The organism is Pseudobutyrivibrio ruminis CF1b (assembly GCF_000424005.1).
GTDB lineage: Bacteria > Bacillota > Clostridia > Lachnospirales > Lachnospiraceae > Pseudobutyrivibrio > Pseudobutyrivibrio ruminis_C.
On the sequence record NZ_AUJB01000017.1, the window covers coordinates 130,429 to 157,043 of the forward strand.

At 40.8% G+C, this 26,615-nt stretch carries 23 protein-coding genes; 6 read left to right on the forward strand and 17 right to left on the reverse strand.

The genetic code is table 11. The annotated features are described in order from the left end of the window. Window positions 1-2: 2 nt before the first annotated feature. From G592_RS0114080 to G592_RS0114110, 7 genes are all read right to left on the reverse strand, one after another. Entirely contained in the window at window positions 3-884 is an 882-nt protein-coding gene (locus G592_RS0114080) for a branched-chain amino acid ABC transporter permease (protein ID WP_028248368.1), read from the reverse strand. Between the two features lie 102 nt (window positions 885-986). After that, window positions 987-2,174: an ABC transporter substrate-binding protein gene (locus tag G592_RS0114085; RefSeq protein WP_081660423.1), complete on the reverse strand. Its 1,188-nt coding sequence runs from the start codon at window positions 2,172-2,174 to the stop codon at window positions 987-989. A gap of 98 nt (window positions 2,175-2,272) precedes the next feature. Beyond that, the gene (locus G592_RS0114090) at window positions 2,273-2,977 is read right to left on the reverse strand and encodes a pseudouridine synthase (RefSeq protein WP_028248370.1); all 705 of its coding nucleotides are present in this window, start codon (window positions 2,975-2,977) and stop codon (window positions 2,273-2,275) included. A gap of 12 nt (window positions 2,978-2,989) precedes the next feature. Beyond that, window positions 2,990-3,862, reverse strand: a complete 873-nt coding sequence (locus G592_RS0114095) for a methionyl aminopeptidase (RefSeq protein ID WP_028248371.1) — start codon at window positions 3,860-3,862, stop codon at window positions 2,990-2,992. Window position 3,863: 1 nt separating this feature from the next. Beyond that, window positions 3,864-4,595, reverse strand: coding sequence for a hypothetical protein (locus G592_RS0114100; RefSeq protein WP_028248372.1), 732 nt, complete (start codon window positions 4,593-4,595; stop codon window positions 3,864-3,866). After that, window positions 4,592-5,689 (reverse strand): coiled-coil domain-containing protein, encoded by a 1,098-nt coding sequence (locus tag G592_RS16650; protein ID WP_051194941.1) that lies wholly within the window; start codon window positions 5,687-5,689, stop codon window positions 4,592-4,594. Before G592_RS16650 ends, G592_RS0114100 begins: the two co-directional genes overlap by 4 nt. Window positions 5,690-5,847: 158 nt before the next feature. Beyond that, a complete protein-coding gene (locus G592_RS0114110) occupies window positions 5,848-6,087 on the reverse strand; it encodes a Veg family protein (RefSeq protein ID WP_015548439.1) in 240 nt (79 codons plus the stop codon). Window positions 6,088-6,360: 273 nt separating this feature from the next. On the opposite strand from G592_RS0114110, the gene G592_RS0114115 reads away from it, so the two are divergent. Beyond that, a complete protein-coding gene (locus tag G592_RS0114115; RefSeq protein WP_028248373.1) occupies window positions 6,361-7,092 on the forward strand; it encodes a lysophospholipid acyltransferase family protein in 732 nt (243 codons plus the stop codon). Here the strand turns inward: G592_RS0114115 and G592_RS0114120 are convergent, their stop codons facing one another. The 4 genes from G592_RS0114120 to hpf all read right to left on the reverse strand — a co-directional run bounded on the left by G592_RS0114120 (window position 7,093) and on the right by hpf (window position 11,174). Next, window positions 7,093-8,472, reverse strand: coding sequence for a UDP-N-acetylmuramoyl-tripeptide--D-alanyl-D-alanine ligase (locus G592_RS0114120; RefSeq protein ID WP_028248374.1), 1,380 nt, complete (start codon window positions 8,470-8,472; stop codon window positions 7,093-7,095). Between the two features lie 23 nt (window positions 8,473-8,495). Beyond that, a complete protein-coding gene (locus tag G592_RS0114125; protein WP_028248375.1) occupies window positions 8,496-9,539 on the reverse strand; it encodes a D-alanine--D-alanine ligase family protein in 1,044 nt (347 codons plus the stop codon). A 98-nt stretch (window positions 9,540-9,637) separates the two neighbouring features. Then, on the reverse strand, window positions 9,638-10,546 hold the full coding sequence (locus G592_RS0114130) for a helix-turn-helix domain-containing protein (RefSeq protein ID WP_028248376.1): 909 nt from the start codon (window positions 10,544-10,546) through the stop codon (window positions 9,638-9,640). A 94-nt stretch (window positions 10,547-10,640) separates the two neighbouring features. Next, complete coding sequence (hpf, locus tag G592_RS0114135; RefSeq protein ID WP_028248377.1) at window positions 10,641-11,174, reverse strand: ribosome hibernation-promoting factor, HPF/YfiA family; 534 nt, start codon at window positions 11,172-11,174, stop codon at window positions 10,641-10,643. Between the two features lie 190 nt (window positions 11,175-11,364). Here hpf and ymfI point away from each other — a divergent pair, with 190 nt between their 5' ends. Next, on the forward strand, window positions 11,365-12,096 hold the full coding sequence (gene ymfI, locus G592_RS0114140; RefSeq protein ID WP_028248378.1) for an elongation factor P 5-aminopentanone reductase: 732 nt from the start codon (window positions 11,365-11,367) through the stop codon (window positions 12,094-12,096). Next, window positions 12,096-12,845 carry an HAD family hydrolase gene (locus G592_RS16655; RefSeq protein WP_051194942.1) on the forward strand — a complete coding sequence of 250 codons (750 nt, stop codon included), beginning with the start codon at window positions 12,096-12,098 and terminating at the stop codon, window positions 12,843-12,845. The genes ymfI and G592_RS16655 overlap by 1 nt, the downstream gene beginning before the upstream one ends. 462 nt (window positions 12,846-13,307) lie before the next feature. Here G592_RS16655 and G592_RS0114150 read toward each other — a convergent pair whose 3' ends face one another. After that, on the reverse strand, window positions 13,308-14,273 hold the full coding sequence (locus G592_RS0114150; RefSeq protein WP_028248379.1) for a helix-turn-helix transcriptional regulator: 966 nt from the start codon (window positions 14,271-14,273) through the stop codon (window positions 13,308-13,310). 163 nt (window positions 14,274-14,436) lie between these two features. On the opposite strand from G592_RS0114150, the gene G592_RS0114155 reads away from it, so the two are divergent. Genes G592_RS0114155 through G592_RS16660 form a run of 3 tightly spaced genes read left to right on the forward strand, consistent with a single transcriptional unit; the run spans window position 14,437 to window position 17,399 of the window. Further along, window positions 14,437-15,831, forward strand: coding sequence for a hypothetical protein (locus tag G592_RS0114155; protein ID WP_028248380.1), 1,395 nt, complete (start codon window positions 14,437-14,439; stop codon window positions 15,829-15,831). Then, entirely contained in the window at window positions 15,815-17,104 is a 1,290-nt protein-coding gene (gene murD / locus G592_RS0114160) for a UDP-N-acetylmuramoyl-L-alanine--D-glutamate ligase (protein WP_028248381.1), read from the forward strand. The genes G592_RS0114155 and murD overlap by 17 nt, the downstream gene beginning before the upstream one ends. A gap of 28 nt (window positions 17,105-17,132) precedes the next feature. Further along, the gene (locus G592_RS16660; protein ID WP_051194943.1) at window positions 17,133-17,399 is read left to right on the forward strand and encodes a hypothetical protein; all 267 of its coding nucleotides are present in this window, start codon (window positions 17,133-17,135) and stop codon (window positions 17,397-17,399) included. Here G592_RS16660 and G592_RS17210 read toward each other — a convergent pair. The 5 genes from G592_RS17210 to G592_RS17215 form a co-directional block, all read right to left on the reverse strand. After that, window positions 17,394-20,066 carry an AAA family ATPase gene (locus G592_RS17210; protein WP_051194944.1) on the reverse strand — a complete coding sequence of 891 codons (2,673 nt, stop codon included), beginning with the start codon at window positions 20,064-20,066 and terminating at the stop codon, window positions 17,394-17,396. The genes G592_RS16660 and G592_RS17210 overlap by 6 nt on opposite strands. Next, window positions 20,063-21,148 (reverse strand): metallophosphoesterase family protein, encoded by a 1,086-nt coding sequence (locus G592_RS0114175; protein ID WP_028248382.1) that lies wholly within the window; start codon window positions 21,146-21,148, stop codon window positions 20,063-20,065. Before G592_RS0114175 ends, G592_RS17210 begins: the two co-directional genes overlap by 4 nt. 70 nt (window positions 21,149-21,218) lie before the next feature. Beyond that, window positions 21,219-23,276: a methyl-accepting chemotaxis protein gene (locus G592_RS0114180; protein WP_028248383.1), complete on the reverse strand. Its 2,058-nt coding sequence runs from the start codon at window positions 23,274-23,276 to the stop codon at window positions 21,219-21,221. 66 nt (window positions 23,277-23,342) lie between these two features. After that, a complete protein-coding gene (locus G592_RS0114185; protein ID WP_028248384.1) occupies window positions 23,343-24,107 on the reverse strand; it encodes a response regulator in 765 nt (254 codons plus the stop codon). Between the two features lie 18 nt (window positions 24,108-24,125). Further along, window positions 24,126-26,573: an ATP-binding protein gene (locus tag G592_RS17215; RefSeq protein ID WP_051194945.1), complete on the reverse strand. Its 2,448-nt coding sequence runs from the start codon at window positions 26,571-26,573 to the stop codon at window positions 24,126-24,128. Between the last annotated feature and the right edge of the window lie 42 nt (window positions 26,574-26,615).

The window sequence follows — 26,615 nt, forward strand, 5'->3', positions numbered from 1 at the left end:
ACCTACACTTTCTCTTTAATCTGCTTGCCTAAAATACCAGTAGGCTTAACAAGTAATACAATAATTAATACCGCAAATACGATAGCATCTGCCAGCTGGCTGGAGATGTATGCTTTTGCCAAAATCTCGATAATACCAAGAAGGAGTCCACCGATAAGCGCTCCTGGGATTGAACCGATTCCACCAAATACAGCAGCTGTGAATGCCTTGATACCTGGCATTGAGCCTGTGTAAGGAGTAAGTGATGGATATGATGAGCAAAGAAGTGCACCAGCGATTGCTGCAAGTCCTGAACCTATGGCAAATGTAAGTGAAATAGTTGCATTTACATTGATACCCATAAGGATTGCTGCTTCCTTATCTTCTGATACTGCACGCATTGCCTGACCTGGCTTTGTGTTCTTTACAAACCACATAAGGACAATCATGATCACTACACATGTGATAATTGTGATAATGGCATTGCCTGTGATTTTAAGAGCGCCACCAGCAAGTGTGATTCCCTGCCACTTAATTACAGATGTGAAGCTTACAGGATTTGAACCAAACAACATCAGAGCCATATTCTGAAGGAAATAGCTGACACCGATAGCTGTAATCAACACTGCCAGATTAGTTGCCTTTCTAAGTGGTTTATATGCTATCTTTTCTATAATCATTCCAAGTGCTGTACAGCATACAATTGAAATAACAATAGAAAGTACAGCAGGCATGCCCGAGTTGGCCATGCACATGAAAACAACATATGCACCAATCATGATAACGTCGCCGTGAGCGAAGTTAAGCATCTTTGCGATACCATAAACCATGGTATATCCCAAAGCGATTATTGCATATACGCTTCCAAGGCTTAATCCATTGATTAAATAGGTTAAAAATCCCATAACTACAATCTCTCTTTCAAAAAATATAAATTGCGATGCAAAGTCCCCCTGATTAGAGAGACCATGCATCGCCTTTGATACATCTTTAAATTTCTATTTTCCTTAGTCTACTGAAGCATAAGCACCGTCTTTGATTACTACAGCCTTAGGTGCCTTAGAAACTTCACCCTTGTCATTCCAGCTCATTCCCTCACCTGTAAGTCCATCGTATGATACGTTCTGGATTTCAGTGATAAGTGCCTCACAGATTTCCTCTGCTGAAGCCTCTGGTGTAAGACCTGCTGACTCAAGAGCCTTCTTTAAAATGTATACTCCGTCGTAAGCATCAGCTGCGAACTGGTTAGGTGTGCCACCGAACTTCTCCTCATACTTAGAAACGAAGTTCTTTGTTGCCTCGTCATCTGCATCAGCAGCGAATGGTGTAAGAAGGTAAACACCTTCTGCAAGCTTAACATCGAAGTTTTCAACTGAAAGAAGTCCATCAAAGCCATCTACACCAAACATTACTGGAGCATATCCCATCTGGTTTGCCTGTGTAAGAACAATCGAGCCTTCTGTGTAGTAGAAAGGAAGGAATAGTAAATCTGCCTCGGCATCCTTACACTTCTGAAGCTGTGTTGTGAAATCAGTCTTTGAATCTGCAGTGAAAGCTTCTGTTGCTACGATCTCAAGTCCAATTGCCTGAGCCTCTGCTGCAAATGTCTGATAAACACCTGATGAATATGGATCTGAGCTATCGTAAATTACGCCTACCTTTGTTGCAAGCTCATTATCCTTAATATAGTCTGCTGAAACTTTTCCCTGGTTAGGATCAGAGAAGCAAACCTGGAATACATTGTCATGTCCGTTTGTTACATCTGTAGATGAAGCAGATGGTGTAAGCATGAACATTCTGTCTGCGTATGTCTCTGCTGATACTGCCTGTCCTGCACCTGAAGTAACTGTTCCCTCGAGAATCTGCATTCCCCAGTCCTTCAAAGTATTGTATGCATTTACTGACTTCTGCTGATCAGCCTCGTCATCCTGGAAATTGAAAGAAATATTATAACCATTGATTCCGCCTGCCTCGTTTACCTCATCTACTGCAAGCTGAATCGCATTCATAACACCCTGTCCGTACTGAGCAGCACCACCTGTGATTGGTCCGATACCACCAATTCTCCATGTGAGCTCTCCTGATGTGTCTACTGATTCTCCACCTGTAGCTGAACCAGAATTGCTTCCGCAGCCTACAAATAAAGAAGCTGTCATTGCTGCACAAAGTGCTAAACTTAAAGCCTTCTTCTTCATAATTATACCTCCTGTTTTCTTCGCAAGTGATACCTCTCGTTCACTTCAACACTTTAGTTTGCGAAACTACTTTGAAGATATAATAAATCTTGTTTAAATTATTTGCAAGAAAAACTTTCACACTTTAACTCGCTAATGTGTCCTTCCGGTAGTTTTTCCTCATCCAGCACAAGCGGTCCAAACGCCGTTCTTTTCAGCTCTAGCACGGTTTTTCCCACTGCAAAAAACATTCTTTTTACCTGGTGAAATTTTCCTTCATGAATGGTAATATAGCAGGATTTTCCACCCTCATATTTCACAGTAGCTGGTGCTGTAAGGTCTCCTTCACCTATACGAACCCCTGCCTCAAGTGCAGCCACATCCTCAGAAGTTAATTCACCATCTAACTCCACATAATATGTTTTATCCACATGTTTTTTAGGAGAAAGCATGTCGTGTGCCAACTGGCCGTCATTTGTTATCAAAAGAAGACCTGTTGTGTCCTTATCCAGTCTTCCCACTGGCGCAAGACCCTTTGGGGCATCAGGGCACTGACTGTAGAACACATCCATAATTGTTCTCTCGTGAGCATCCTCTGTAGCGGTGATAACCCCCTTAGGCTTGTTGATAACGTAGTAAGAAAATTTCTTGTATGTGTATTCTTTGCCCTGATATGAAATCTGGGCTGTATTTTCATCTACCTTAGTCTCAGGCTTTGTAGCTTTCTCTCCGTCTACAAAAATAAGGCCCTTCTTAAGAAGAGCCTTTACCTCAGACCTTGTTCCGATATTTAATTCTACCAAAAGCTTGTCTAATCGCATCATATTCAATTTACCTTAGTATGAAATTACTTCGTATCCTGTCTCTGTAACAAGTACCTGATACTCCCACTGTGCAGAAGGCTTTCCATCAAGTGTAGAAACCTCCCAGCCATTGTTAGGGTCAGTCTTAATCTTCTGAGTACCCATGTTAATCATAGGCTCGATTGTAAACATAAATCCTGGCACCAAAAGAAGTTCTGTTCCAGGAAGTGTATTGTAACCTACCCATGGCTCCTCGTGGAATTCAAGACCTACGCCGTGTCCACCAATCTCACGAACAACCTGATATCCGTTGGCATGAGCGTGCTTGCAAATAGCAGCTCCAACATCGCCAAGGAATCCCCATGGCTTAACCTGCTCAAGTCCAAGGTCACAACATTCCTTTGTAACCTCTACAAGCTTTCTTGTCTCTGGATCAACATCACCAATCATAAACATTCTTGATGAATCAGAGAAATAACCATCTAAAATTGTAGAGCAATCTACATTTACAATATCGCCACTTTTAAGGATAACATCCTTTGAAGGATATCCGTGGCAAACCTGATCATTTACAGATGTACAAACACTGTATGGGAAGCCCTCGTAATTAAGAGGAGCTGGAATACCACCCATCTTTGTGGTGGTATCATAAACAATCTTATCGATTTCTGCTGTGTTCATTCCCTCGTGAATGGCCTCAGCAACTGCATCGAGACAAGCCATGTTAATAACTGCTGACTGTCTAATCTTTTCAACCTGCTCCGGTGTCTTAAGCATATCATGAGTAGGAACCTTGTGCCCCTTAACAGCAAAGCTTTCTATCTTTCTGTCCATTGCCTCGTGGCACTGCTTATACTTACGACCACTGCCACACCAGCATGGGTCATTTCTATTTAACTTGATCATTTTAAAGTCCTTTCTTCTTTTCTTTATGCTTTTCCTTGTCCTCATCGGTCAATCCATTAATATAATTTATCTTAGTATGTTTGAGAGTAATATCTCCAAGAACAAATTTGTCCCATAATTTATCATTTATTTTAACAGAATGCTCGTCTCTGATAAGGCCATAGTAATAACCATCGTATTTGTAGGCAGCCTGACTAGGCCCCTTTTCCTTAGCGAGGTAATTCTGATATTTTTCTGCTACTGCTGCAATTCTGATTTGTTCATTGATAGTTTCCTCATCGCAAGGAAGCTTCTCCCATTGAACATCAAGCAAATCTTCCCAAAAATCATTCATTGCAAATGAGAGATTTTCCTCCTCATCTGCAGTGAGTGTATCCATTCCTTCTTTTACTGCAAGCTGATAAAAAAGATGGTCATGAATAGCCATATCCATAACAACGTCCTTAGATGCGCTTTGGATAAATGTCTCGTTGGTGTAAAGATTCCAGAAATCCTTAGTGTAGTCCTTATTATACACCTTTGCATGCTCCTCTACCTTCCTCTCTTCAAAAAGGATGTAAAAAGCAAGATCCCTGAAAGTAACCTCTTCATCATCGATGGTAACCGCAGTGTCATCTAAGTGCTCGTTATATTTCAACGGCCCTCTGCCATCTCTCATGGTAATAAGTGCGTAGATTATAACACCTACGCACAAAATAACCAATATTATTTTTATAAGCTTTTGAATAATCATAGCACCCTTCTAATCGTAATGATTGAGTGACAAGTGACAGGTCGATAGTTTGTAATACCAGTGGCTGTACTCTGTGCCTCAACAATAAGACCGCCACCGGCATAAATAGCCACGTGACCTGGGTAACATACTATATCTCCTGGCTGCATGTAATTGTAACTTACTTCCTGACCAACACCACGGAATGAACCTGATGTCATACGTGAACCATATGTGATGCCGAAGTTTGCCAATACACCCTGAACGAAGCCAGAGCAATCGCAACCATCTGTAAGGGAATTACCTCCCCAAACATATCTGTTTCCAACAAACTGATTTGCGTATGATACTACGCTGGAACCGCTGGTTCCTGTTCTATAACCTGGATTTAAATCGCCATTAACGTTGTAATTTCCACTGGTTCTAACCTCTCCAGAGGCACCTCCTGCGGCAGCTCTGGCAGCGGCTTCTCTGGCGGCTCTAAGAGCAGCCTCACGAGCGGCAATTTCCTTTGCTTCTTTAAGCTCAGCGTCCAAATCATCCATCTCGCCTCGCTTTTCGGTAACCATAACCTCAAGAGCAGCCTCCTGAGTCTTCAGCTCTTTCTTTGCTGACTCAAGTGATGCCTTTTCCTCTTCAAGGGCAGCGGCAAGCTCTTCGATTTCTGCCTGTGTGGCAATAAACTGATCAAGCTTTGCTCTGTCATATTCATAAACGCTGTTGGCGTAATCCATTCGATTCAAAAACTGTGTGATGGAACCTGACTGGATAAGCATTTCAAAAACGCTTTCCTGAGGAGTTTCGTACATGTACTTGATACGAAGTTTCATAGCTGCATACTGAGATTCCCTGGCTGCAGTGGCCTCCACAAGGGCTGCCTGAGTATCTTCTATTTCTGCTGCAGTGGTATCAATTTCTGCATTTATCTCGGCTATCTGACTAACCAAGCTATATAAATCAGCATCTAAGGCATCAATCTCATCCTGCAAAGCATCCTGCTCTGCCTCAATCTCTGAGATAGAACGAACTGCATTAGAGACAGTGGAATCGGAAGCAAGAACTGCCACGCTAACCACTATACATATTGCTGCCTTAGCAATCTTTGAATATTTCATAAACACTATCTCCAAAAGCTGGTAAACCCAATATCTGGGGATTTTTACACAATCCCTCTATATTATGATACAAGTTATAGAAGACCTTTTCAACCTATAAAAAGAAAACGACCCCAGCCTAAGCTGAGGTCGAATTTGAAGCCATTATGAAATTGTAACTAGCAAAGTTTCATGCGAATTTCTTTAGTAATGATGTCTGTATAGCTGAAGGATAACAACTGTGATGGACATGTCTCGGTGTCGTCAACTAATATAGTAAAAACACTTGGGTAAGCCTCTTGAATAACACCTTGCTGAATGTCAACCTTGTTACGACCCTTGTCTAACTGAATAACAACTCTACTACCGCACTGCGATCTAACAGATTCGCGCACCTTGTCAAAGTCCTCTCGTTCCATGATGTCTCCCCCTTTTCTAGCAATATAAATATTGCAGTTCTAGCAATTTATAATTTGCTAGGTGTAGTTTACCATTTTTTGTACAATTTGTCAAAATTTTGGAGGAATTTTTTGAATATTTATCATAAAAAATGCCCGTGAACCCTTATAAATGTTACGCTTTATAACGTTAATTAAAACTAAATTTAAGCCTCCCGGAAAATTAGTTTCTAGCTATTTGATAAATAACTACTACTATTTTATAATTATATTATCTTAAATTTGGAGGTAGACATGATTCGTACTGTCATAGTTGTTTTATTTATTAGCATTTTTTTGATTTGTAGTATTCCTATTTGGGGAATTCTTTTCATTATAGGTCTCTTCAATAAAAAGGCCAAAGACGTTATTGGCTACAAATGTGTTGCCTGGGCATTTGGTGTGGTAGCTTTCCTGGCTGGCGTTAAATACGAGGTTCACGGTATCGAGAACGTGCCAAAGGACAAGTCAGTTCTTTTCATTGGAAATCACTTAAGCTATTTCGATATTGTTTTGGCTTATCACCTTTCACCACATGTTACAGGATTTTTATCAAAGGATGACCTTAAGAAGGTACCTCTTTTAAATGTCTGGATGATGATGAACTATTGCCTTTTCCTTACTCGTACAGATCCAAGACAGGATTTAAAGCTTATCTTAAAGGCACAGGACTACATCAAAGCCGGCATTTCAATGTTCATCTTCCCTGAGGGAACACGTTCAAAGACTGGTGAGATGGCTCCATTCCACGAAGCATCTCTTAAGATTGCCACAAAGACTGGTTGTCCAATCGTTCCTGTATGTTTCACAAACACCAGAGAAATTTTGGAAGCTCATATGCCTAGAATCAAAAAGACAAAGGTTGTTGTTACCTTCCTTCCAGCTATCGATCCTAACGCACTTGAAGGCGAAAACAAAAAACGCCCCGGAGCATATGTCCAGGGCATTATGGCAAAACAGCTTGAAGCTGATGCAAAATTAATTTAATTAAGCGAATCTCTCGCAAATAGCCTCAACAACAGTTGAGAAGTTCATAAAGTGAGACGCCTTCACTAAAATGGTGTCGCCACCACGAATAATTGGTAATAAGTCTTCTAACATAGCTTCTACATCGGCATAGTGATGTGCCATGCAGGAGCTATTTTTTTGACTAAGAGACTTATTAATCTCCTCAGACAACTCTCCTACTGTGAAAACATATCCAATATGGTTGTCCTCAAGAGCCTGTCCGATTTCGTAATGAAGCTGACGCTCATCTTCACCAAGCTCACCCATATCTCCAAGAACTGCAATTGAACGCCCTGGCGCCTTGCCGAGGACCTCAATAGAAGCCTTCATAGATACAGGATTTGCATTGTAACAGTCATCAACGATAGTGATATCTCTAACCTCGATAACGTTATTACGTCCTGCTATTGTGCTGGCCTTTTCAAGACCACGCTTGATTTCTTCGTCTGTAAGGCCAAGCTCCTTGCCCATTGCTGTAGCTGCAAGAGCATTCATAACATTGTGTGTACCTGGAAGAGGAATACTTGCCTCGAATGTATCTCCAAAAGCTGTGATAACCGCTCTTGTACCTGTCATTCCCTCAGCTGTAACTTCGCTGGCGCTGACTTCCTGGCCATTAAGACCATAGAAAATCTTTCTCATTCCAAGTGTGTCTGCATTGATAAGCTTGTCGTCATCTCCGTTAAGGATAACCACGCCATTCTTATTCATGTGCTCAAACACTTCTGTCTTGGCCTGAAGAATACCATCACGATTTTTAAGGAATTCCAAATGGCACTGACCAATATTTGTCATTACTACATAATCAGGCTTTGCAATATCTCCAAGGCGGTGCATCTCACCGAAATCTGAGATTCCCATCTCCACAACTGCCACCTGGTGCTCGTCCTTTATACGGCAGATTGTAAGTGGAAGGCCGATTTCATTGTTGAAATTGCCCTCTGTCTTAAGGACTTCATACTTTGTGCCAAGTACTGATGCAAGCATCTCCTTTGTACTAGTCTTTCCGACGCTACCGATAACACCAATAACAGGAATGCTAAGCTGCATTCTGTAGTCTGTGGCAATCTGCTTAAGCGCAAGCTTTGTGTCCTTTACAATAATGTATGGGCCTGAAGGATTCTCAAGTGCTCTTTCTGAAAGGCTGGCAAGAGCCCCCTTTGAAAATGCATCCTCAATAAAATCATGGCCATCAACTCTGGCTCCAACCATTGGGATAAACAGGAAATCCTTTTCCACCTTACGGTTGTCATTGACCGCACCCTGTATTTCTGAATTTTTTAGGGCTTCCATGCCCTCAGGCAAAATCAGCTGCCCATCAACTACCTGAGCAACATGTGCCAATGTCATATTTCTCATATATCTATTCTTTCTAACTAAACTTATGCGTACTTCATTAATGATACTTTGATGAGATGCTCACACAAATCCTCGAAGTTCATGCCAACAACTGCTGCTTCCTGTGGAAGAAGGCTTGTTGGAGTCATGCCAGGAAGAGTGTTTGCCTCCAGACAGTAAATATTCTCATGCTCATCCATCATAAAATCGATGCGGGCATATGTTGTAAGACCAAGTGCCTTAAATGCTGTCTCAGCAAACTTCTGCATCTTAGTAGTAGCCTTTGTGCTAATCTCTGCAGGACATGTCTCAACAGCTGAACCAGCAGCATACTTATTCTTGTAATCATAGAATCCCTGCTTAGGAGCAATCTCGATAATAGGAAGAGCTTTTCCTTCGATAACACCGTCAGAGAACTCTCTACCCTTGATAAACTGCTCAATAACAACCTCATTTTCCCACTTGAAAGCGGCATCCAAAGCTCCATCAAGTTCATCAGGAGTATTTACAATTGTAACTCCAATAGATGAACCGCCACAGTTTGGCTTAACGATACATGGATACTTGTCAAACTTGAACTTCTTACGGTTCTCCTTCTTAAGGGTAACACCATAAGGAACAGGAACTCCAGCTTTTTCAATGACATTCTTAGTCATCTGCTTATCCATGGCAATTGCACTTGAAACATAATCATTGCCTGTGTATTTAATTCCAAATAAATCAAAGGCAGCCTGAACCTTTCCGCTTTCACCTTCACCACCATGAAGAGCCATGAAAACAACATCAGCCTTCTGGCAGATCTTTATAACGTTTGGTCCAAAGAAGCTTGGGCTCTGATCTGGACGGCTGGCCTTAATAGCCTCGATATCTGGTGCCTCTGTAGGAATATCAGCAACCTTAACAGAATTAGCCTCACTGTTCTCAAAAATATCAGTGATGTCACATTCTGCATCCTTATATCCCATGAAAACATCAAGAACTAAGGCTCTGTGTCCTCTATTTCTGAGGGCTTTTGCCACCATTGTGCCAGACTTGAAGGAAACATCTCTCTCTGAGCTTAATCCACCAGCCAAAACTACTATATCCATAAATCTACCTTTCATTTATAAAAAAATTTATTTTACCATGCGTTAATATAGTATTTTTTTCAAAAAAATACAAGTGCTACAGGATAAGCAAGCTTTTATCATCTTTTGTTCCAATTCAAATCATACTTCCCAGCCATATATCCCACAAGCTCATTTGTAGCTTCCAAAAAGTCCTTAATCAGTTTTGCCCCTTTCTTATCTCCAAGTTGTTCACATACCTCCATCTGAATCATCAGTGAATGTAAAATTGTTCGAGTGTCATTATTATTCACATACTGGCTAAATATATAATTCAAACATTCGCCTACTGTAGCGAAGTCATTTTTACTCATACAAACTCTTGCCAAGGCAAATGAAGTCTCCATATATTTATCTATTACAAAAGGACTTCTTGGATCCATTTCGTTTGCAAGCAGCCCTCTGCATATAATTTCAGCGGTCTCTGTGTCACCCATTATTCTATATGCCTCACCCATTTCATACAGTATCTGGTATTCAATCTGAGATAATTTTATATTAGGGATATCTTCAAAATCAGGAATCCTTCGTCTAAGCTCGAAAGTCTGAATCATCTCATCTAAGTATTGCTCTACAGAAAAACCTCTCTCCCTTATAGATATCAGATGTCCTAATGCATAATATTGCATGTTTTCCCGTTTCTCTTCCTCATCATTCTCTTCTTCACATTCCTCCATCAGATATCTAAACTGTTCAAGTTTCCTTTCGATTTCCTCCCCTCTCCCTTTTTTTATGGCGTTTAGGAGTTCCTTTCTTGCCGCCTTAAAACCAAATACACTTTCCATCCATAGCTCATCGTATACAATGCCAATGGATTCAAATATGCTGTTCAATTTCATAAAAATTCTACGACTAGGTAACTCCACTCCTGACTCCAGTCTGGCTATTGTACTGATGGCACAATCAGCCATTTCTGCCAGCTGTTGCTGTGTTAATTTGAACTTCTTTCTCAACCATTTCAAGTACTTACCAAAACTTGTCTTTTGCATAAAAAATACCTCCTAATCTCCATAATGTGATGACTCGCATTATATCAATAGGAGGTTAAAAAACATTGTTAAATTCTTTATTAAATTTCGAACTTTAGAACTCAGGCTCGATAAGACCGTATGCTCCGTTCTTTCTCTTATAAACTACATTGATTTCGTCTGTATCAGCATTTCTGAACATGAAGAAATCATGTCCAAGCATTTCCATTTCAAGGCATGCATCCTCAGCATACATTGGCTTCATATCAAATTTCTTGGTACGGATAATCTGGATTTTCTCCTCGTCTCCCACCTTTTCCTCAATGAAATCCTGAGCAAAAATCGCTCTTGAATCAGACTGCTTTCTGTCGATAATCTTATTTCTGTGCTTCTTGAGCTGAGCCTCCAGTGTATTTGTTACTGCTTCGATTGAAGCATACATATCTGAAGTAACTTCCTCTGCTCTCAAATAACTTCCCTTCATAGGGATTGTAACTTCTATTTTCTGACGTCCTTTCTCTACGTCTAATGTTACGATTGCTTCAGTATCCTTGTTAAAATACTTGTCTAACTTCTTAAAGCGCTCCTCCACCGCTTCCTTAAGACCCTGAGTTAACTCGATGTTCTTTCCTGTAATTGTTGTTTTCATGATGTCGTACCACCTTTACCAAGTATTTAACAAACCCCCTTCTCTTTTATATTTAGAGAAATTGATTTATTATGTAAACAGTATATCAATTGAGTGTAAAAACCTCAAGAATTTATCAGATAATTAATATTTTCTTAATATATTGTATATACTACTATTCTTATAAACCCTAAATAATAAGGAGATTCTAATGAAAAAGACCGCTTTAATTACTGGTGCCAGCAGAGGTATCGGTCGTGCCATAGCTATAGAGCTTGCCAAAAATGGATACCACCTTGCACTCTTCTGCCATAGTAATATAGATATGCTAAACGACCTTGCAGAGGAGCTTCATACAGATTATAAAATCGAGGTTTACACATATTGTGGAGATGTTGCCGACTATGGGTTCACCATTCCTGCCTGCGAGGATGCTCTCGATAAGCTAGGACAGATAGACGTACTTATCAACAATGCCGGTGTAGCTCACATCGGATTGCTAACAGATATGTCTATTGATGAATGGGACAATGTGATTAACACCAATCTTTCTTCTATTTTCTATACATCAAAGGCTATCGCACCTTCCATGGTCAGCCGCAGAACTGGCGATATTATCAACATCAGCTCTATGTGGGGCACAGTTGGTGCCAGCTGTGAGGTAGCTTATTCAGCTTCAAAGGGTGGCGTCAATTCCTTTACAAAAGCTTTTGCCAAGGAGCTTGCTCCTAATGGCGTGGCTGTCAATGCCATCACCTGCGGAGTTGTAGATACAGACATGAATGGACAGCTTTCCCCTGAGGAAAAGGCTGAGCTTGCAGATGAAATCCCTGTTGGCCGCTTCTGTGATCCTTCTGAAATTGCACAGACAGTACTTAGCATCATCAATTCCCCAGCTTACATGACGGGACAGATTATCGGAGTCGATGGAGGTTATATTTAATGCACTACAAAAACTATATATTTGATTTATACGGAACACTTATTGATATTCACACAGATGAAAAAGATCCTGAGCTTTGGAAGTTCATGGTAGATTATTTTGATACTCATTTTGGAATAAAGACTACGGCAAGAAAGCTTAAATCAGATTACAAGAAAATCTGTGCTGAAGAAGTGGATAATCTTGCCAAGCGCAACGGCAGTGCCCATCCAGAGATTAAAATCGAATGGGTATGGGAGAGGCTCCTCGGGGTACCTTGCTCAGAAGCTGAAATGCTTGATTTATGCACTGCCTTCAGAGAAAAGTCACGAGTAAAATTTCAGCTTTATCCTGGAGTTATGGATGTGTTTGATAAGATTCGCACCGGCGGTGGCAAAATCTATCTTTTATCTAATGCCCAGCGCCTCTTTACTGAGCGCGAGCTGGAACTTACCGGCATTTTAGATGCCTTTGATGACATTTTCATCTCATCTGACATGGGCATCAAGAAGCCAGATCCTAATTTTATTGATTCCCTTATGAAAAAGCACTCACTTGTGCCTTCAGAATCTTTAATGATCGGCAATGAGGTCTTTGCAGACATGGGCTCAGCCGCTGCCGCAGGTGTTGACGGCATCTACCTCAACACCTACAACCACAGATTATCTGAAATCAAAAAACATTTGCGCAAATGCGGCGCCACCGAAAGTGGCATTGAGGTTACTATCATAGATGAAGGTAATGAATGCATGAAATATGTTATGGAATAAAAATACTTAGAGGTTTAGTCACATTGGCTAAACCTCTTTTTTCAACCTGCTTTTGCCATATGATATCTGCCAAGTCTAGGAGTAAAGGATTCCCTGATCACAAATTGATAAACCTAGTTTTGATGGCAACAGCAGATTACATTTTTTAACAACTTTGTCAGGAGAATATTTTTAAATGGCTTGTTTTCGTTAGTGGCTGACAAAGAATAGAGCATTAATCAATCATTTTGTCATAAAACCATTTATAAAGCTTAATCATTCATTAGTCTTTGACAAAAAAATTTTAAAAATAGCCAATTTTTGTCAGGCCCCGTTCTGTAAGCCGCATACCTTCGTTGTCCACTGACAAAACAAGGAACTAACATGTTTATTTTTGTCAAAGAGTTTCTTGCAAAACGCATATTATCGTTTTCGGTTTGAAAAAGGGCTCCACAAATGTGAAGCCCTTAGTTAATCTATATTCTATTCACTAATTATTCTCTTTAGGTATTCTCTAAACTTAGCAGCCTCGTCTTCTGGGTAGCAGAGGCTAGCTCCGATGCCAGTGAGCCAGCCGTAGAGCTGAGGGGAGACTGCAACTGAAAGGCGAGCCTTTACGTGAGTATCGCCATCAGGGCGAAGGTCAATGTTAGTGCCAAACTTATCAAGGACAACACCTACAAGATTTTTGGCAAATCTGATGGTGATGGCGCGCTCATCTCCGGCGAACATGCTGACATGCTGTCTGGCATATTCCTGGGGATTCAAAGCCTTTCGCTCTTCCTTGCCATCTCGGTCTTCATCAAGCATCTCAGCTGACACCATTTTATCTACGCGGTAATGTCTAATCTGACCACTTTCTCCATCATAGGCAACCAGATAATAGTTCTCATCATTTCTTATAAGGAAAGCTGGGCTTACCTTATAAATCTTGCCACCATGGCGTGGTTTCATCTCTTTTGTAAGAGTCCACTCCTGATATTTGAAGGCCATCTTCTTATCATTATCCAGGCACTGATAAATAACATCTATTGTATAGAAAATCTTCTCATTGGCAGCAGTAGCCTTTTCTGGCACAACCACCTGGCGCTGAAGCTGAGCTGCATCATCCATTCCTGCCAGTGTAGTAATCTTTTCCACAAGATCCTTAGTTTTCTTCTGAGATATAAACTTTGATGCACCCACTGCGTCCACAAGAAGTTTCAACTCAGCAAGTTCAAAAACTCTGGTCCCAATGTAGTAGCCAAAATCTCCTTTTACCACATCTACTCCGGCATCCATAAGTGTATCCATATCCTTGTAGACCGTCTTTCTCTCAGCCGGAATTCCTCTGGATTTCAGACGGCGGGTCATCTCAACAGCATTGATTTGATGCTGCTCATCACTTTCATTCATAAGGATTTGGTATTCATTTATAATCTTAAGCTTCTGGCCTCCAACATGTGGCATTTGACTGTCCCCCGCTTTGCTATTTTATTTAAACATTTTGTGCTATAATATGACCCAAAAGGCATCCCTGCGAAAGCAGGGAACTTTTGTGGTCTAGTAAGCTTTAGCTTACATTTTTTCTTTAATTATAAAACAAACTAGGATTAAAAATAAAAGGAATTATATGAGTAGACAAGATTTTTATAAAAAATGCAGAGAAGATTACCCTACATTTACATATCAGGGATATTCTTATGATTTAAATGAGTCAGGCATCAGCATGACTTTTGATTTTTCTATCGACGGACTTTCTGAGTTCCACCCAACCTGGAGCATTCCACGCATCAACAAAGTTGAAAACATCGATGAGGAGCTTATCGATGAGATGGTCTTCTCCCTTGGAATGGTTGAGCTTGTCAGCTATTGGAAGATTGCCTGCCCTCCTACTGTTATCATCAAGAACAGACAGCTTTCAGCAGAGCAGATCAGCTGGTGGAAGAAGCTTTATTTCAACGGCCTTGGAGAATTCTATTACACAAATTGCATTGAGGAAGACTTCGATGATTTCATGACTGTAAAATGTGAAGGCACTAAGGCTCCTCGCAGCATCACTCCAAAAAACCGTCCTGCAATCTCTGGTACAAAGAAGCCTAGAGTCATGGTTCCAGTAGGCGGCGGAAAGGATTCTGTTGTTTCTATCGAGCTTCTTAGAGAAAAGGCAGATGTAAACTGTTATGTTATCAATTCAAGAGGTGCCACAGATGCCACAGTGGAAGTAGGCGGACTTACTGACCACACTATCTACGCTAAGCGTACTCTTGATAAGAACATGTTAGACCTTAATGCTCAGGGCTTCTTAAATGGTCACACACCGTTCTCTGCTCTCGTTGCATTTTCAAGTATCATCGCAGGATACCTTAACGACTTACAGTTCGTGGCACTTTCAAATGAAGGCAGTGCCAACGAATCCACTGTAAAGGACAGCTATGTAAATCACCAGTATTCAAAGAGCTTTGAATTCGAGGCTGATTTCAGACATTATGAAAAGAACTTTATCGGCTCAGGAGTATTCTACTTCAGCTTCCTGCGCCCACTTTCAGAGCTTCAGATTGCCATGCTCTTCTCTCGTTTCAAGAAGTACCACGGCATCTTCAAGAGCTGTAATGTAGGCAGCAAGCAGGACATCTGGTGTGGACACTGCCCAAAGTGCCTTTTCGTTTACATCATCCTGTCTCCATTCCTCACGCTTGAGGAGCTGGATGCTATCTTTGGCAAGAGACTTTTCGAGGATGAGACTCTCATGGAAGATTTCGACAAGCTTTGTGGCATCTTACCAGAGAAGCCATTTGAATGTGTAGGTAGCCGAGACGAGGTAAATGCCGCTATCACAGAAGCTATCAGCAAGTATGCCAAAAAGCAGATTCCACTTCCAGCACTTTTGCTGCACTATCAGGACTCTGCAGTAGTTCCTGCCATCACATTCGAAAAATTTAAAAATCAGTATTCATCAGAGCATGCTTTGGATGAATTCTTTGAAAAAATAATTAAGGACGCACTATCAAATGAAGGAAACAATTAGAAATTTAGTTAATAATAAAAAGGTTTTAATTTTAGGATTCGGCCGTGAGGGCCAGTCAAGTTTTAGAATGATTTCATCAGTAGGCGGATATGAGTGCCTCGATATTGCAGATGCTAACGCTGTCAGCTCAGATCTTACAGCTATGCACAATGTTATCACTGGCGCAGCTTACCTTGATTGTCTTGATGATTACGATGTAGTTTTCAAGAGCCCAGGAATCGTTCTTCCAAAGGATATCAATGAATATAAGTGTCATATCACCTGTCAGGCAGACCTGTTTCTTCAGGTTTACGGCGCTCAGACAATAGGAATCACAGGAACTAAGGGCAAGTCCACAACATCTTCACTTTTATATCATATACTTAAGACATGCGGTAAGGATGTTCTCTTCGGGGGAAACATCGGACTTCCTATTTTCGATATTACAGATCAGATTCATCCACGTACAATTATCGTTTTTGAGCTTTCATGCCACCAGCTTGAGTATGCACACTACTCACCATCAAAGGCTATCCTCTTAAATCTTTACGAGGATCACCTTGATCACTATGGTTCGGTAGAAAAGTACTGGCATGCAAAGCAGAATATCTATAGAAATCAGGGCTACTGCGATTTCCTTTTCTGCAACCCAGATTTCCTTCCAAAACAGGGCGAATGCAAGGCAGCTATCATCAAAGTTAAATCTGGCGACCTTCCATTTGCAAACTTTGAAGAGATTCCAGGAGTTACACTTCGAGGTACTCACAATCTTTTCAATACTGCTTTTGTTTATGACGTATGCCGTCGCTACGATATCAGCGATAAGGAGTTTATGGATGCTCTCGCAACCTTCAAGACTCTTGCACATCGCCTGGAGTTCATCGGCACAAAGGACGGCGTAGATTATTATGATGATTCCATCTCTACCACTGTAGAATCAGCTATCAGCGCTATAAAGGCTATTCCAAATGCTGGCACTATTCTTCTTGGTGGTATGGACAGAGGAATCGACTACGACCCACTTGTAGAATTTTTACAGACTAGAAGCTTAGAGCACATTATCCTTATGTACGACAGCGGAAAGGTTCTCCTTGAGAAGCTTCAGGCTGTTGCTACACCTGAATTTATGGAGCATGTGCATTACATAGAAGAATTAGCTGATGCCTGCGAATATGTAAAGGCAAATGCAAGCAAGGGCACAGCAGTTATTCTTTCACCTGCTGCAGCAAGCTACGGAGTATTCAAGAACTTCGAGCAGCGCGGCGATTTCTTTAAGGAACATATTGGATTGTAAAAGGTTTCCCTTTTAGGAGGAGAGATTTATGGCACGTTCACGTTCTGGATTTTTAAATGAAGAAGGACCAAGAGTAAAGTTTTGTAGCCGTTGCGGCTGCCGTGTGCCTGTAAACTCTCCTTATGATCTTTGCAAAGATTGCATGAAAAAAGAACTCTTTCCCAAAGTGAAAGAGTTCATAAATGAAAACGATGATGTTAATGAAATGATAGTAGCTCAGGAGTTCGGGATTGAGCGCTCAATCGTCCACGAGTGGGTTGTTGAGGGGCATCTGGAATATAAGAAGCGCCTATAATCTACTATCATGACATGTGAAATACACAGTCTGTCTATCATCTGATATTTTATGAAGGAGTTTTAACGACTCCTTTATTTTTTTGTCATCAAGGTTTGTAAATGGATCGTCCAGAATCAGAATAGGCTTCTCATCTGCGTAAAGCACATCTACAAGGGCAAGACGTGAGCAAAGTGCCACTAAATCCTGATAACCCTGAGATAAGTACTCAGCACTCTTTGTGCTTCCTGAATAAGAAAGCTTAATGTTCAGATCCATATCAAGCTCAAAGTCATCGATGGCATAGCCAGACTTTGTTCCATCTGGGCTGTCCAAAAGACTAAGATACTTGTGCAAACCATTCTGAAGTGGCTGCATGTATTTAGACAGGAAGCTCTCCCTAGATTTCTGAAGGAATTCCTCTGTCTTGGCAAGAATATCTGCGTTCTTCTTGTATTCCTTTTCCTGCTCCTCCAGACGCTCAATCTGCTCTGAAATATCAGCAAGACGCTCCACCTCTTCAAGTGCCTGAGAAAGGTTATCCTTCTCCTGAATAATCTGGCGGTTCAACTCCATAATCTGCTCATCAATGGCAGTCTGTTGCTGCTGCAAATCATCTACTGAAAGAACCTGCTCGTTCAAATCATGCTCAGCCTCAAATCGTGCGATTTCTTCATTAAGCTTCTTTACACGCTCAGATACAGCCTGATATTCCTTCTTCTTGATACTTATCTCCTGAACTTTTTCAGCTCGGCCAAGATTCTCATCAACAGGATAATTTTTCAGGATGTTATTAATATCTGCAGATACTGTGCGGATAGTATTTTCATGGCGTGCAAGTTCTTCCTGCTTTGCCAGATAATCAATAAATCTTTGGGCATCCTTCTTGAGCTGGGAAAGGAATTCATATTCTCCGCCCATGTCGTAAAGGTTGATTCCGTATGCAGATGCAAATGGCTGAATCTTTGTATAAAGCTCAAGCTGTAAATCAGCAAGCTCGTCCAAAGTGCCTTCTGCTTCCTGGTGGCGGGACTGCTCCTCAGCTAAAAGATGTCTGTACTGATCCAGCTTTCTTCTGATTTCGTAAACATTTTCCTGCATGGTTGACGCTCTGGTCAAAAGGAAATGAGAAAGGAATTCTTCACACTCCTCCTCAAGCTCACGAAGCTCCAGCTTACTGATTTCCAGTGCGTCCTCTTCCTCTTTAATGCGCTCTCGGTACTCCTCTGCAGTCTCCATCTTTTTCTTATAAGCTCTTCTGCCTGTTATAAAAAGAAGAACTAAATCAAGAATAACTGCTACAAAACTGCCTATCTCAATTATTCTTCCAATTTGGTCATCAATATATCTGGTGAAAACCAATCCAATAAGAATAAAAATAACAAGGAGAATTGTTCCTAAAATATGCCATACAGAAATACTCTTACTTTTGCTGTGCTTCTCCTCTGCGTCACGCTCGGCAATAAGAGTAATCAGACGCTCATTGCTCTGATCAACTCGTGCGCTGATACCTGTGATAAGTGTAGTCTGATGCTCGATGTGAGCCAGTTGCTCATCTGTAGGCACAAGCTTATCAAAGAAGAACTTCAACTCTGTAAGCTGTCTGCTGGACTCTTCTGAAAGCTTTGCATGCTCTGCCTTTGCTCTAAGCTCTGACAGATTCGCTGCCATCTTATTCCAAAGTGCTATCTCACTTTCATCTGGAATCTTGTTTTCAAATGGCTTGTCAAATACAGGAGGTTCTTTCTCCTGCTCGTCTTCAAGCACCTTTACTGCACGCTCATGCACTGCCAAATCACGTTCAGTCTGCTCTAATACTGCAATCTCATCATCAGATGGAACGCCTGCTTCAAAAAACTTTTTCAGACTCTCAAGTGAAGCCAGCTCGTTACTGAGATTTTCCTTATGAATTCTGTAAGCACCAAGCTCCTGCTCTCTCTTACTCTGAAGCTGGATAGTCTCTGCAAGCTTTGCCTTTTCTGCAGCCAGCTTGTCAATGTTATCCTGCTTTTCCTCCACGAGACAGCTCATGGCCTCAACGCTTTCTTCGATTGCCGGAAGCTTTTCATATTCTTCTCTACAACGGCTTATCTCCTGTTTCACAGTAACAAGCTTACCAGGATTAACCTTACTATTTCTGGTGTAGTTGGACTTGGCATCCTTTACACTCTTTAAAGCAACATCAAAATTGCTGATATCATCCTTGGCTGCTGCAAGATTTCCCATCTTTGCGTTGAGGGAATCTGTCATTGCTGTAGCAAGGCTGGTCTGAGGAATATACACACTCTTCTCAAAAGAATCTCTGTCTACTCTGAAGAGCTCCTCGCCAATATTCTCTGAATAATCATCAGAAAGAAGCCCTGTAACATTGTCATACAAGGCAAACTTATCATCTTTATCTGTCTGACCGAAGGTACGCTCAATACGGTACTCCTTGCCTTTTGCAGAAAATACAATATTTCCACCGCAGATGCTTCCATCCCAAGGAAGATAATGATTTCTATCTAAAAGCTTTTTCTTTGTATTTGGTGAATACTCAAGGCCATAAAACATAGCCTTCATAAATACCGAGAATGTGGTCTTGCCCCAGCCATTCTCCTGCATAATTGAATTAAACCCATCTTCGAAGTCGTATCTAAAATTCTTAATCTTACCAAAATGGGCGATATAACATGATATTATTTTCATTCGATATCCTCCCCCATAATGGCTCTGATGCCTAATTCAATAATCTTAGCCTTCTCATCCTCATCCATATCCTGAGACTGAACAAGACGAACAAACTCTCCCTTAAGAGACTTGTCATAAAGAAAGCTGTCGTAATCTACCATTGTCTTTGTACGGTCGTAGCATTTTACAAAGAAATATTTATTCTCGAAGGCACGGACAAATCTGGTGATATCAAGCTCATCATCCAGCTCGCGCTCGCCGGTAATTACAAACTTAATCATGTCCTGAGGATCCACATCATCAATAAGACGCTTTGCCTTATTAATAGCACCCTGAAGATCCATCTCTGCCTTTACATTTACCTCTATTTCGTGAAGACGTCTCTTTGCAAATGGGATAAATTCTGACTCGATTTTGCCATCATTAATCTCCAAAAGAGCAAAGCCCTTGTCTCCAGTCTCATCGAAGCCACGTCCCTCCAGACAGCCTGGATAACAGAATACACCTCTGTCATCAAGTGGCTCATAGATATACTTATGGACATGTCCTAAAGCAAGGTAGTCTATGAACTTTCCTTTAAGTGTGGTGGTATTAACGATTTCTGCGCCATCCTTGCCATCATAGTCAGACTGCTGACCGTGAAGCATAACTATATTGGTAGCCGCAGAATCAAGTACGAGACGCTGAGCCAATGTGGAAACATTGGAAGAATTAAGCTCCATACCTGTAATGACAACATCGTCACAGGTATAGCTCACCCAGCCCTCAGAATTAAACATATGGAAATTAGAGGGAATTGTATCAATTCCCTCTTCCATAAAATCACATCTGTCATGATTTCCCTTGAGATAGTAAAAATCTATCTCCGGGTGGGAAACAATCTGCTCCACCACACGCTTTTTATATTCCTTACGGATGTGTGGCTTGTCAAATAAATCTCCCGATATAAGAATCGCTCTAACCTGATTTGCCTCAGCATATTCGACCATGCGCTCATATGTCTCCATGAGCTCTCCGCGCCTAAGGGCAGCCTGGTCTCTATCTAAATTGCTCTCCATTTTGGAGTCCAAGTGCAAATCAGCACAATGAATAATACGCATACAATCTCCCTAACATTAATGCTCCCCATATATGATAATATTAGTGCGGGTTTGTGTCTAGCATTTTAAACTATTCACTAAGCTTAAACTGACTAACAACTCTTGAAAGATCGTCAGAGATAGAATTCTGGTCATCTGACATATCATTAATGTTAGATACAGTACCTGAAAGGTGATCTATAGAATCCATGACCTCTCCGCTGTTGGCCGCAGTATTCTGTGTTGCTTCTGCAATATTCTGCAATGCAAGACGCACCTCACTCATTATGTTCTGAATGGAATCAGTCATTATTGAAAGCTGTTCTGAACTATTCTTAATATTCTCTGCATCCTGTCCATATCTTTCTGCTACACCAACGAAATTCTTGTAATCAGGTGTAACTGTGTCTGATACATAATCAAGAAGTGATTTAGCATTTGTAGAAAGACCTTCGAATGCATCCTTGATTGCAGAAATAGTTTCCTGAATCTTTTCTACCGAATCAGAAGTCTGACCTGCAAGTTTTCCAATCTCAGTTGCTACTACTGCAAAGCCCTTGCCCTGCTCACCTGCTCTTGCTGCCTCAATAGAAGCATTAAGAGAAAGTAATGTAATCTGGTCAGCAATATCTGCAATAACACTGGCCATCTCACCAATATTTTCAACAACCTGAGACTGAGAAATACTTTCCTCTAACTTCTCCTGGAAGCTAGCCTGAAGGGTCTGGGATTTATCAAATGCCTCCTGACTGTTCTTTCCGATATCTGTAGCTCTCTTTTCGATATCAATTGCCAAATCAAGACTATTCTTTGTTTCCTCGTTAAGATTATCAGCTGACTGGGCTACCTGATCAACAGAAGCAGAAAGCTCCTCTGTAGCTGCTGATGAATTCATCATATCCGCATTTACAGATGTCATAATATCAACAATCTTATCAAACTCTGTCTTCAGCTCTTCTGACGCATGTTTAAGATTGCTGCTGGAATCATTTATCTCAACTGCGTAATCAGAAATGCTTTGAATAACCCCTTTATTATTTCCGTACATTTCATTAAGGGAATTAGACATTACTGCAAGCTCATCTTTACCCTTTATTGAAAGCTGATTAATAGTAAAATCTCCACCTGCCAGTTCTGTGGCAAATTTCTGTACTCTCTTGATAGTCTTGGCTACGCCACCAATACCTATGATGATTATTATAATTGCAAGGCAAACTGCTACGATACAAACAAGTACAAGTCTATTAATCAACAGATATATTGGCTGTAGAAGCTCATAGCCATCAATGCAAATCATAAATTTCCAGCCTGTTTCTTCTATTGTGTCGTAGAATACCTTGTAATTGGTTTTTCCTTCTTGGTAGCCTGTAACACCTGATGGATTTTTCAAAACATCCTCTGCCATAGCAACAAAGGATGGATTGGAATCTTCTGACACACTCTTTCCGTCCTGAACCATCTGGTCGTCATGACCTGCTATAAGCAAGCCGTTTGCAGCCGTAAGAATACCAACACCAGTCTTTCCGACCTTAACATTGGCTATAATATCCGTAATTGCGGTAAGCTCAATATCAACAGTTACGCAACCGATTTTCTTACCTCCTGCAATAATAGGAGTAGAGCAAGATGACATAACAATTCCTGATGATGGATCATAGTATGGGTCAGTAATCATTGCAACATCGGAACCCATAGCATTGGTATAATACTCTTGGTTAAAGTAATCATACTCGGCATTGCTATAATCCCAGGTAGTTACTGTGGAATTACCATCCTTGTAAACATAAGGACCATAGTACTGCTGCTCAGGGTCATAAGCATAAGGCTCAAACCAAAGTCCAGAGCCTAGAACAATGTCATTAGTAGCAATCATATCCTGTAACATCTTCTCGTAATCGTCCCACTGAGTGTAAGTGTAGGAATCTGCTACACTGATAGCAATAGCATCTGCTAAGGTCTTAACATCTCTAAGGTATCCTCCAACGATGGAATTGTTAGCCTTGAGCTCTGCCTCCATTGCCTGCTGTGTCTTTTCATCTACCAATGCATTACTTGATGTTGCAGACATGATTGTAAGAACAATCTGCGCCAAAACCAATACCGGCAGAATCATAACTAACATCTTGGTTCCAATCTTTCTGAAATTCATAGGCACCCCCCGAAATTACATTTATCTCTACCTAATATTCACCACTACATTGTTCCAATATTTAGTTTATTCTCCCTGCTTTAAAAATATATTTTCAATAGCATTAATAATTTTTGTCTGCATTGGTGGTTTTACAAAATAACCTGCAGGCTTAAGGTCAAGAACAGCATCTACATGCTCCTTGTCAGCTATTCCTGTAAGGAAAATAACTGGCACATCCTTGTAATCCTCCTCAGCACGTATCATTTCAAGTGTCTGCTTTCCATCTACAACTGGCATTTCATAATCCAGAATAATCAAATCCGGACTATCCTGTCCCATAGCCTTCATGCACTGTGCTGCTGATGTAGCAAGAGTAACTCGATATTTGTCCTGAAGCATGTTGCGCATATTTCTCAAAAGAACCGGGTTATCATCCACAACAATAATGTGCTTCTTCTCTGTATCTACAACCGCATTGATAATAACGTCGGCATTCATGTTGAACTCCTTGCATATCTCACGGATGAGAACTTCTCTTGTAGGCTGAGCTATATGTCTGCACTGACCTGAATAGTAGTATGATATGAACAACTGCTTTTTCTTCTCACGTCCATATGTAATAACTGGAAGATCTGGGTTGTATTCCTTAATAGCCTCAAAAACCTCCTCCTGAAGATTCTCAAAACCATCAATATCCATCAAAACCAGCTCAGGTGCATACATCTTTAACATACTCTTTACTATCTTTCCGCTGTTGGTACACAGTTGAGTATGAAAGTGCTGCTCAAGATATGTATTTACATCACTGGTGTCGCTACTGAAATCTCCTACAATTAATATTTTTCGCATGTCTATTCTCCTTAGTTGTTACTTTTGCAGTTCGTCTATTTCCATAAGAGCTTCATCTTCCTCCAGGTTCATGACATGGAGATTAAGATGATCTATTTTTTCCTGTATATCCTTTGGGTATGAGAAAGCCATAAGCTGCTTCATAATCTTGTCCGCCTGATCACTGTTGTGGCTTCTGATTGCCATCTTTAGCATTTCAAGAAGAGCAAACAGATCGTCCATATCCTCCATCAATGGTTTTTCCACATCTGAAGAGAGAACTGAAAGCCTGTCTTTCATAATGTCCATCTCGTCCACAAGCACTGGAGTCAGGATTCTTATTCGATCCATCTGCTGATCTCTTGCCGCATACTCGCAAAGCTTAGCCAATCCGCCAAGGGCTGTTGCTCCTATGGTGTTAGCCATACTCTTTACCGCATGAACCTTAATTCTGTAATCCTCCAGTGGAAAGCTATCCCCATCAATCTCACTGTAGAATCTCATAATTTCATCACGCTCATAGCCGATGGAATCATGGAAATCAATTGCCGTCTGGAAAACCATATTGGCCTCTGGGAAATGAAGAAGGGCATAATCCCAATCCACTCCCTCCACCTCAGGAAGCTCAACCTGCTTAACGCGATTCTTTCTGGCTTCGTCTGTAGCGTTGGTCTCATGATATTCAAGTAAATCCTCTGGCAGGAAATCTCGAATCATCTTTTCCAGTTGAGCTGGAACGATTGGCTTCGATAGGAATCCGTGGAATCCAAGTGTCATATAGCGTTCCTTCGCTCCGGCAATAGCATTAGCCGTAAGGGCAATGACTGGTGTTCCAAGACATTTATTTCCATGAAGGGTTGCCATCATCTTGAAGGTCTCCAAACCATCAAGCCCTGGCATCATATGATCAAGGAAAATCATATCGTAGTGTTCCTTCTTTATCATAGAAAGACACTCATCACCACTTGCAGCCTCTGCAATTTGAACCTTTGCCTCCTTCAAAAGAGAAACAAAAACTTTACGGTTCATGGTGTTATCATCAACTACAAGGAACTTAGCCCTTGGAGCTTCAAAGCTGGTGCTGTACTCATAATTAGATGTGAGCTGCTTAAGCTTCTGATTGAAATCTCCAATATTCTCGTCATTTACAATTTCCTGATTGATTGTAAATGAGAATGTTGATCCTTTGCCGTAAACACTTTCCACTTCAAGGTTACTTCCCATCATCTTCAAAAGATTCTGAGTAATGGCCATTCCAAGACCAGCACCCTCGATATTTCTGTTACGGTTTTCCTCCAATCGTTCAAAGGACTCAAACATTCGCTTGATATCTTCTGGTTTGATACCAATTCCTGTGTCCTTTACTGAGAAGGTTAAATCAACTGTATTATCGTAATTACGTTTACATCTTGCGGAAATCGATATAGAGCCTTCCTGAGTATATTTTACTGCGTTTGTCAGAATATTAGTCAGAATCTGTCTTACTCTGACGTCGTCACCAAACATATCACATGGAATATCGCTGGCTATATCAAGCTTTACTTCCAAGCCCTTTTCCTTAGCTCTTATCATGACATTATTTAAAACATCATGCATAAGGCTCATAAACTGGTACTCACCGTTAACAAGTCCCATTTTACCTGACTCAATCTTGGTGATATCCAAAATATCATTGATAAGTGAAAGCAGATTCTGAGATGCAGCCTTGATATCCAAAGCATACTCCTCTACTACCTTATCTGAAGTCTCTCGAAGAATCATCTCATCCATACCCATAATAGTATTGATAGGTGTACGGATTTCGTGAGACATATTTGCAAGGAAACTACTCTTTGCCTCTGTAGCAGTCTGAGCCTGGCGCTCAGCCTTCTTAGCCTGAAGAGTCTTTTCCAAAAGATCATCGTTATTAATTGCCGCCTGCTTGAAGAGGTTTACATAAATGGACTTCTGGAACTTGATAATAGAACCTACAGCAAGGGCACTTATCAAAAGAGACTGCACTACATCATAGTAAACGCTTCTCTTTGAATCCAGCGCGATTACGTAATCTGGATGATAATAAGAGATAACAAAGCAACCTATGATAATGGCAACATCAGTCAACAGCATAAAAACAAAATCCATGCCATCAAGAAGCATAAATACAAATACGATTCCCATAGACAGCCAGCAGACCATACCACTGTTGATACCGCCAGTCAGGAAGAACATTACCGGAAACAGACCAATTCCCACAGTAAATGTGACCGCTATGGTAGCGTTCTTCAGCCTGTTTCTGTAATTTGCCATATAAATGCATACTCCATCGTTAATGCAGGCAATCAGAATTACTATTGTAAGAGCTGGTGTTGTGCCATTTATAGCATTAAATGGAATAGCAATAATACCACCAATGAAACCTATGATGGTAATGATGTTGAATAATATCAGGTCCGTTGGTAAATCCGGACTAAAAAAGTGTTTTATAAATCCAATTAGTCTTTTCAAAGCAAACTCCAATTATATTCATAAAAAGTACTTTTTTACACA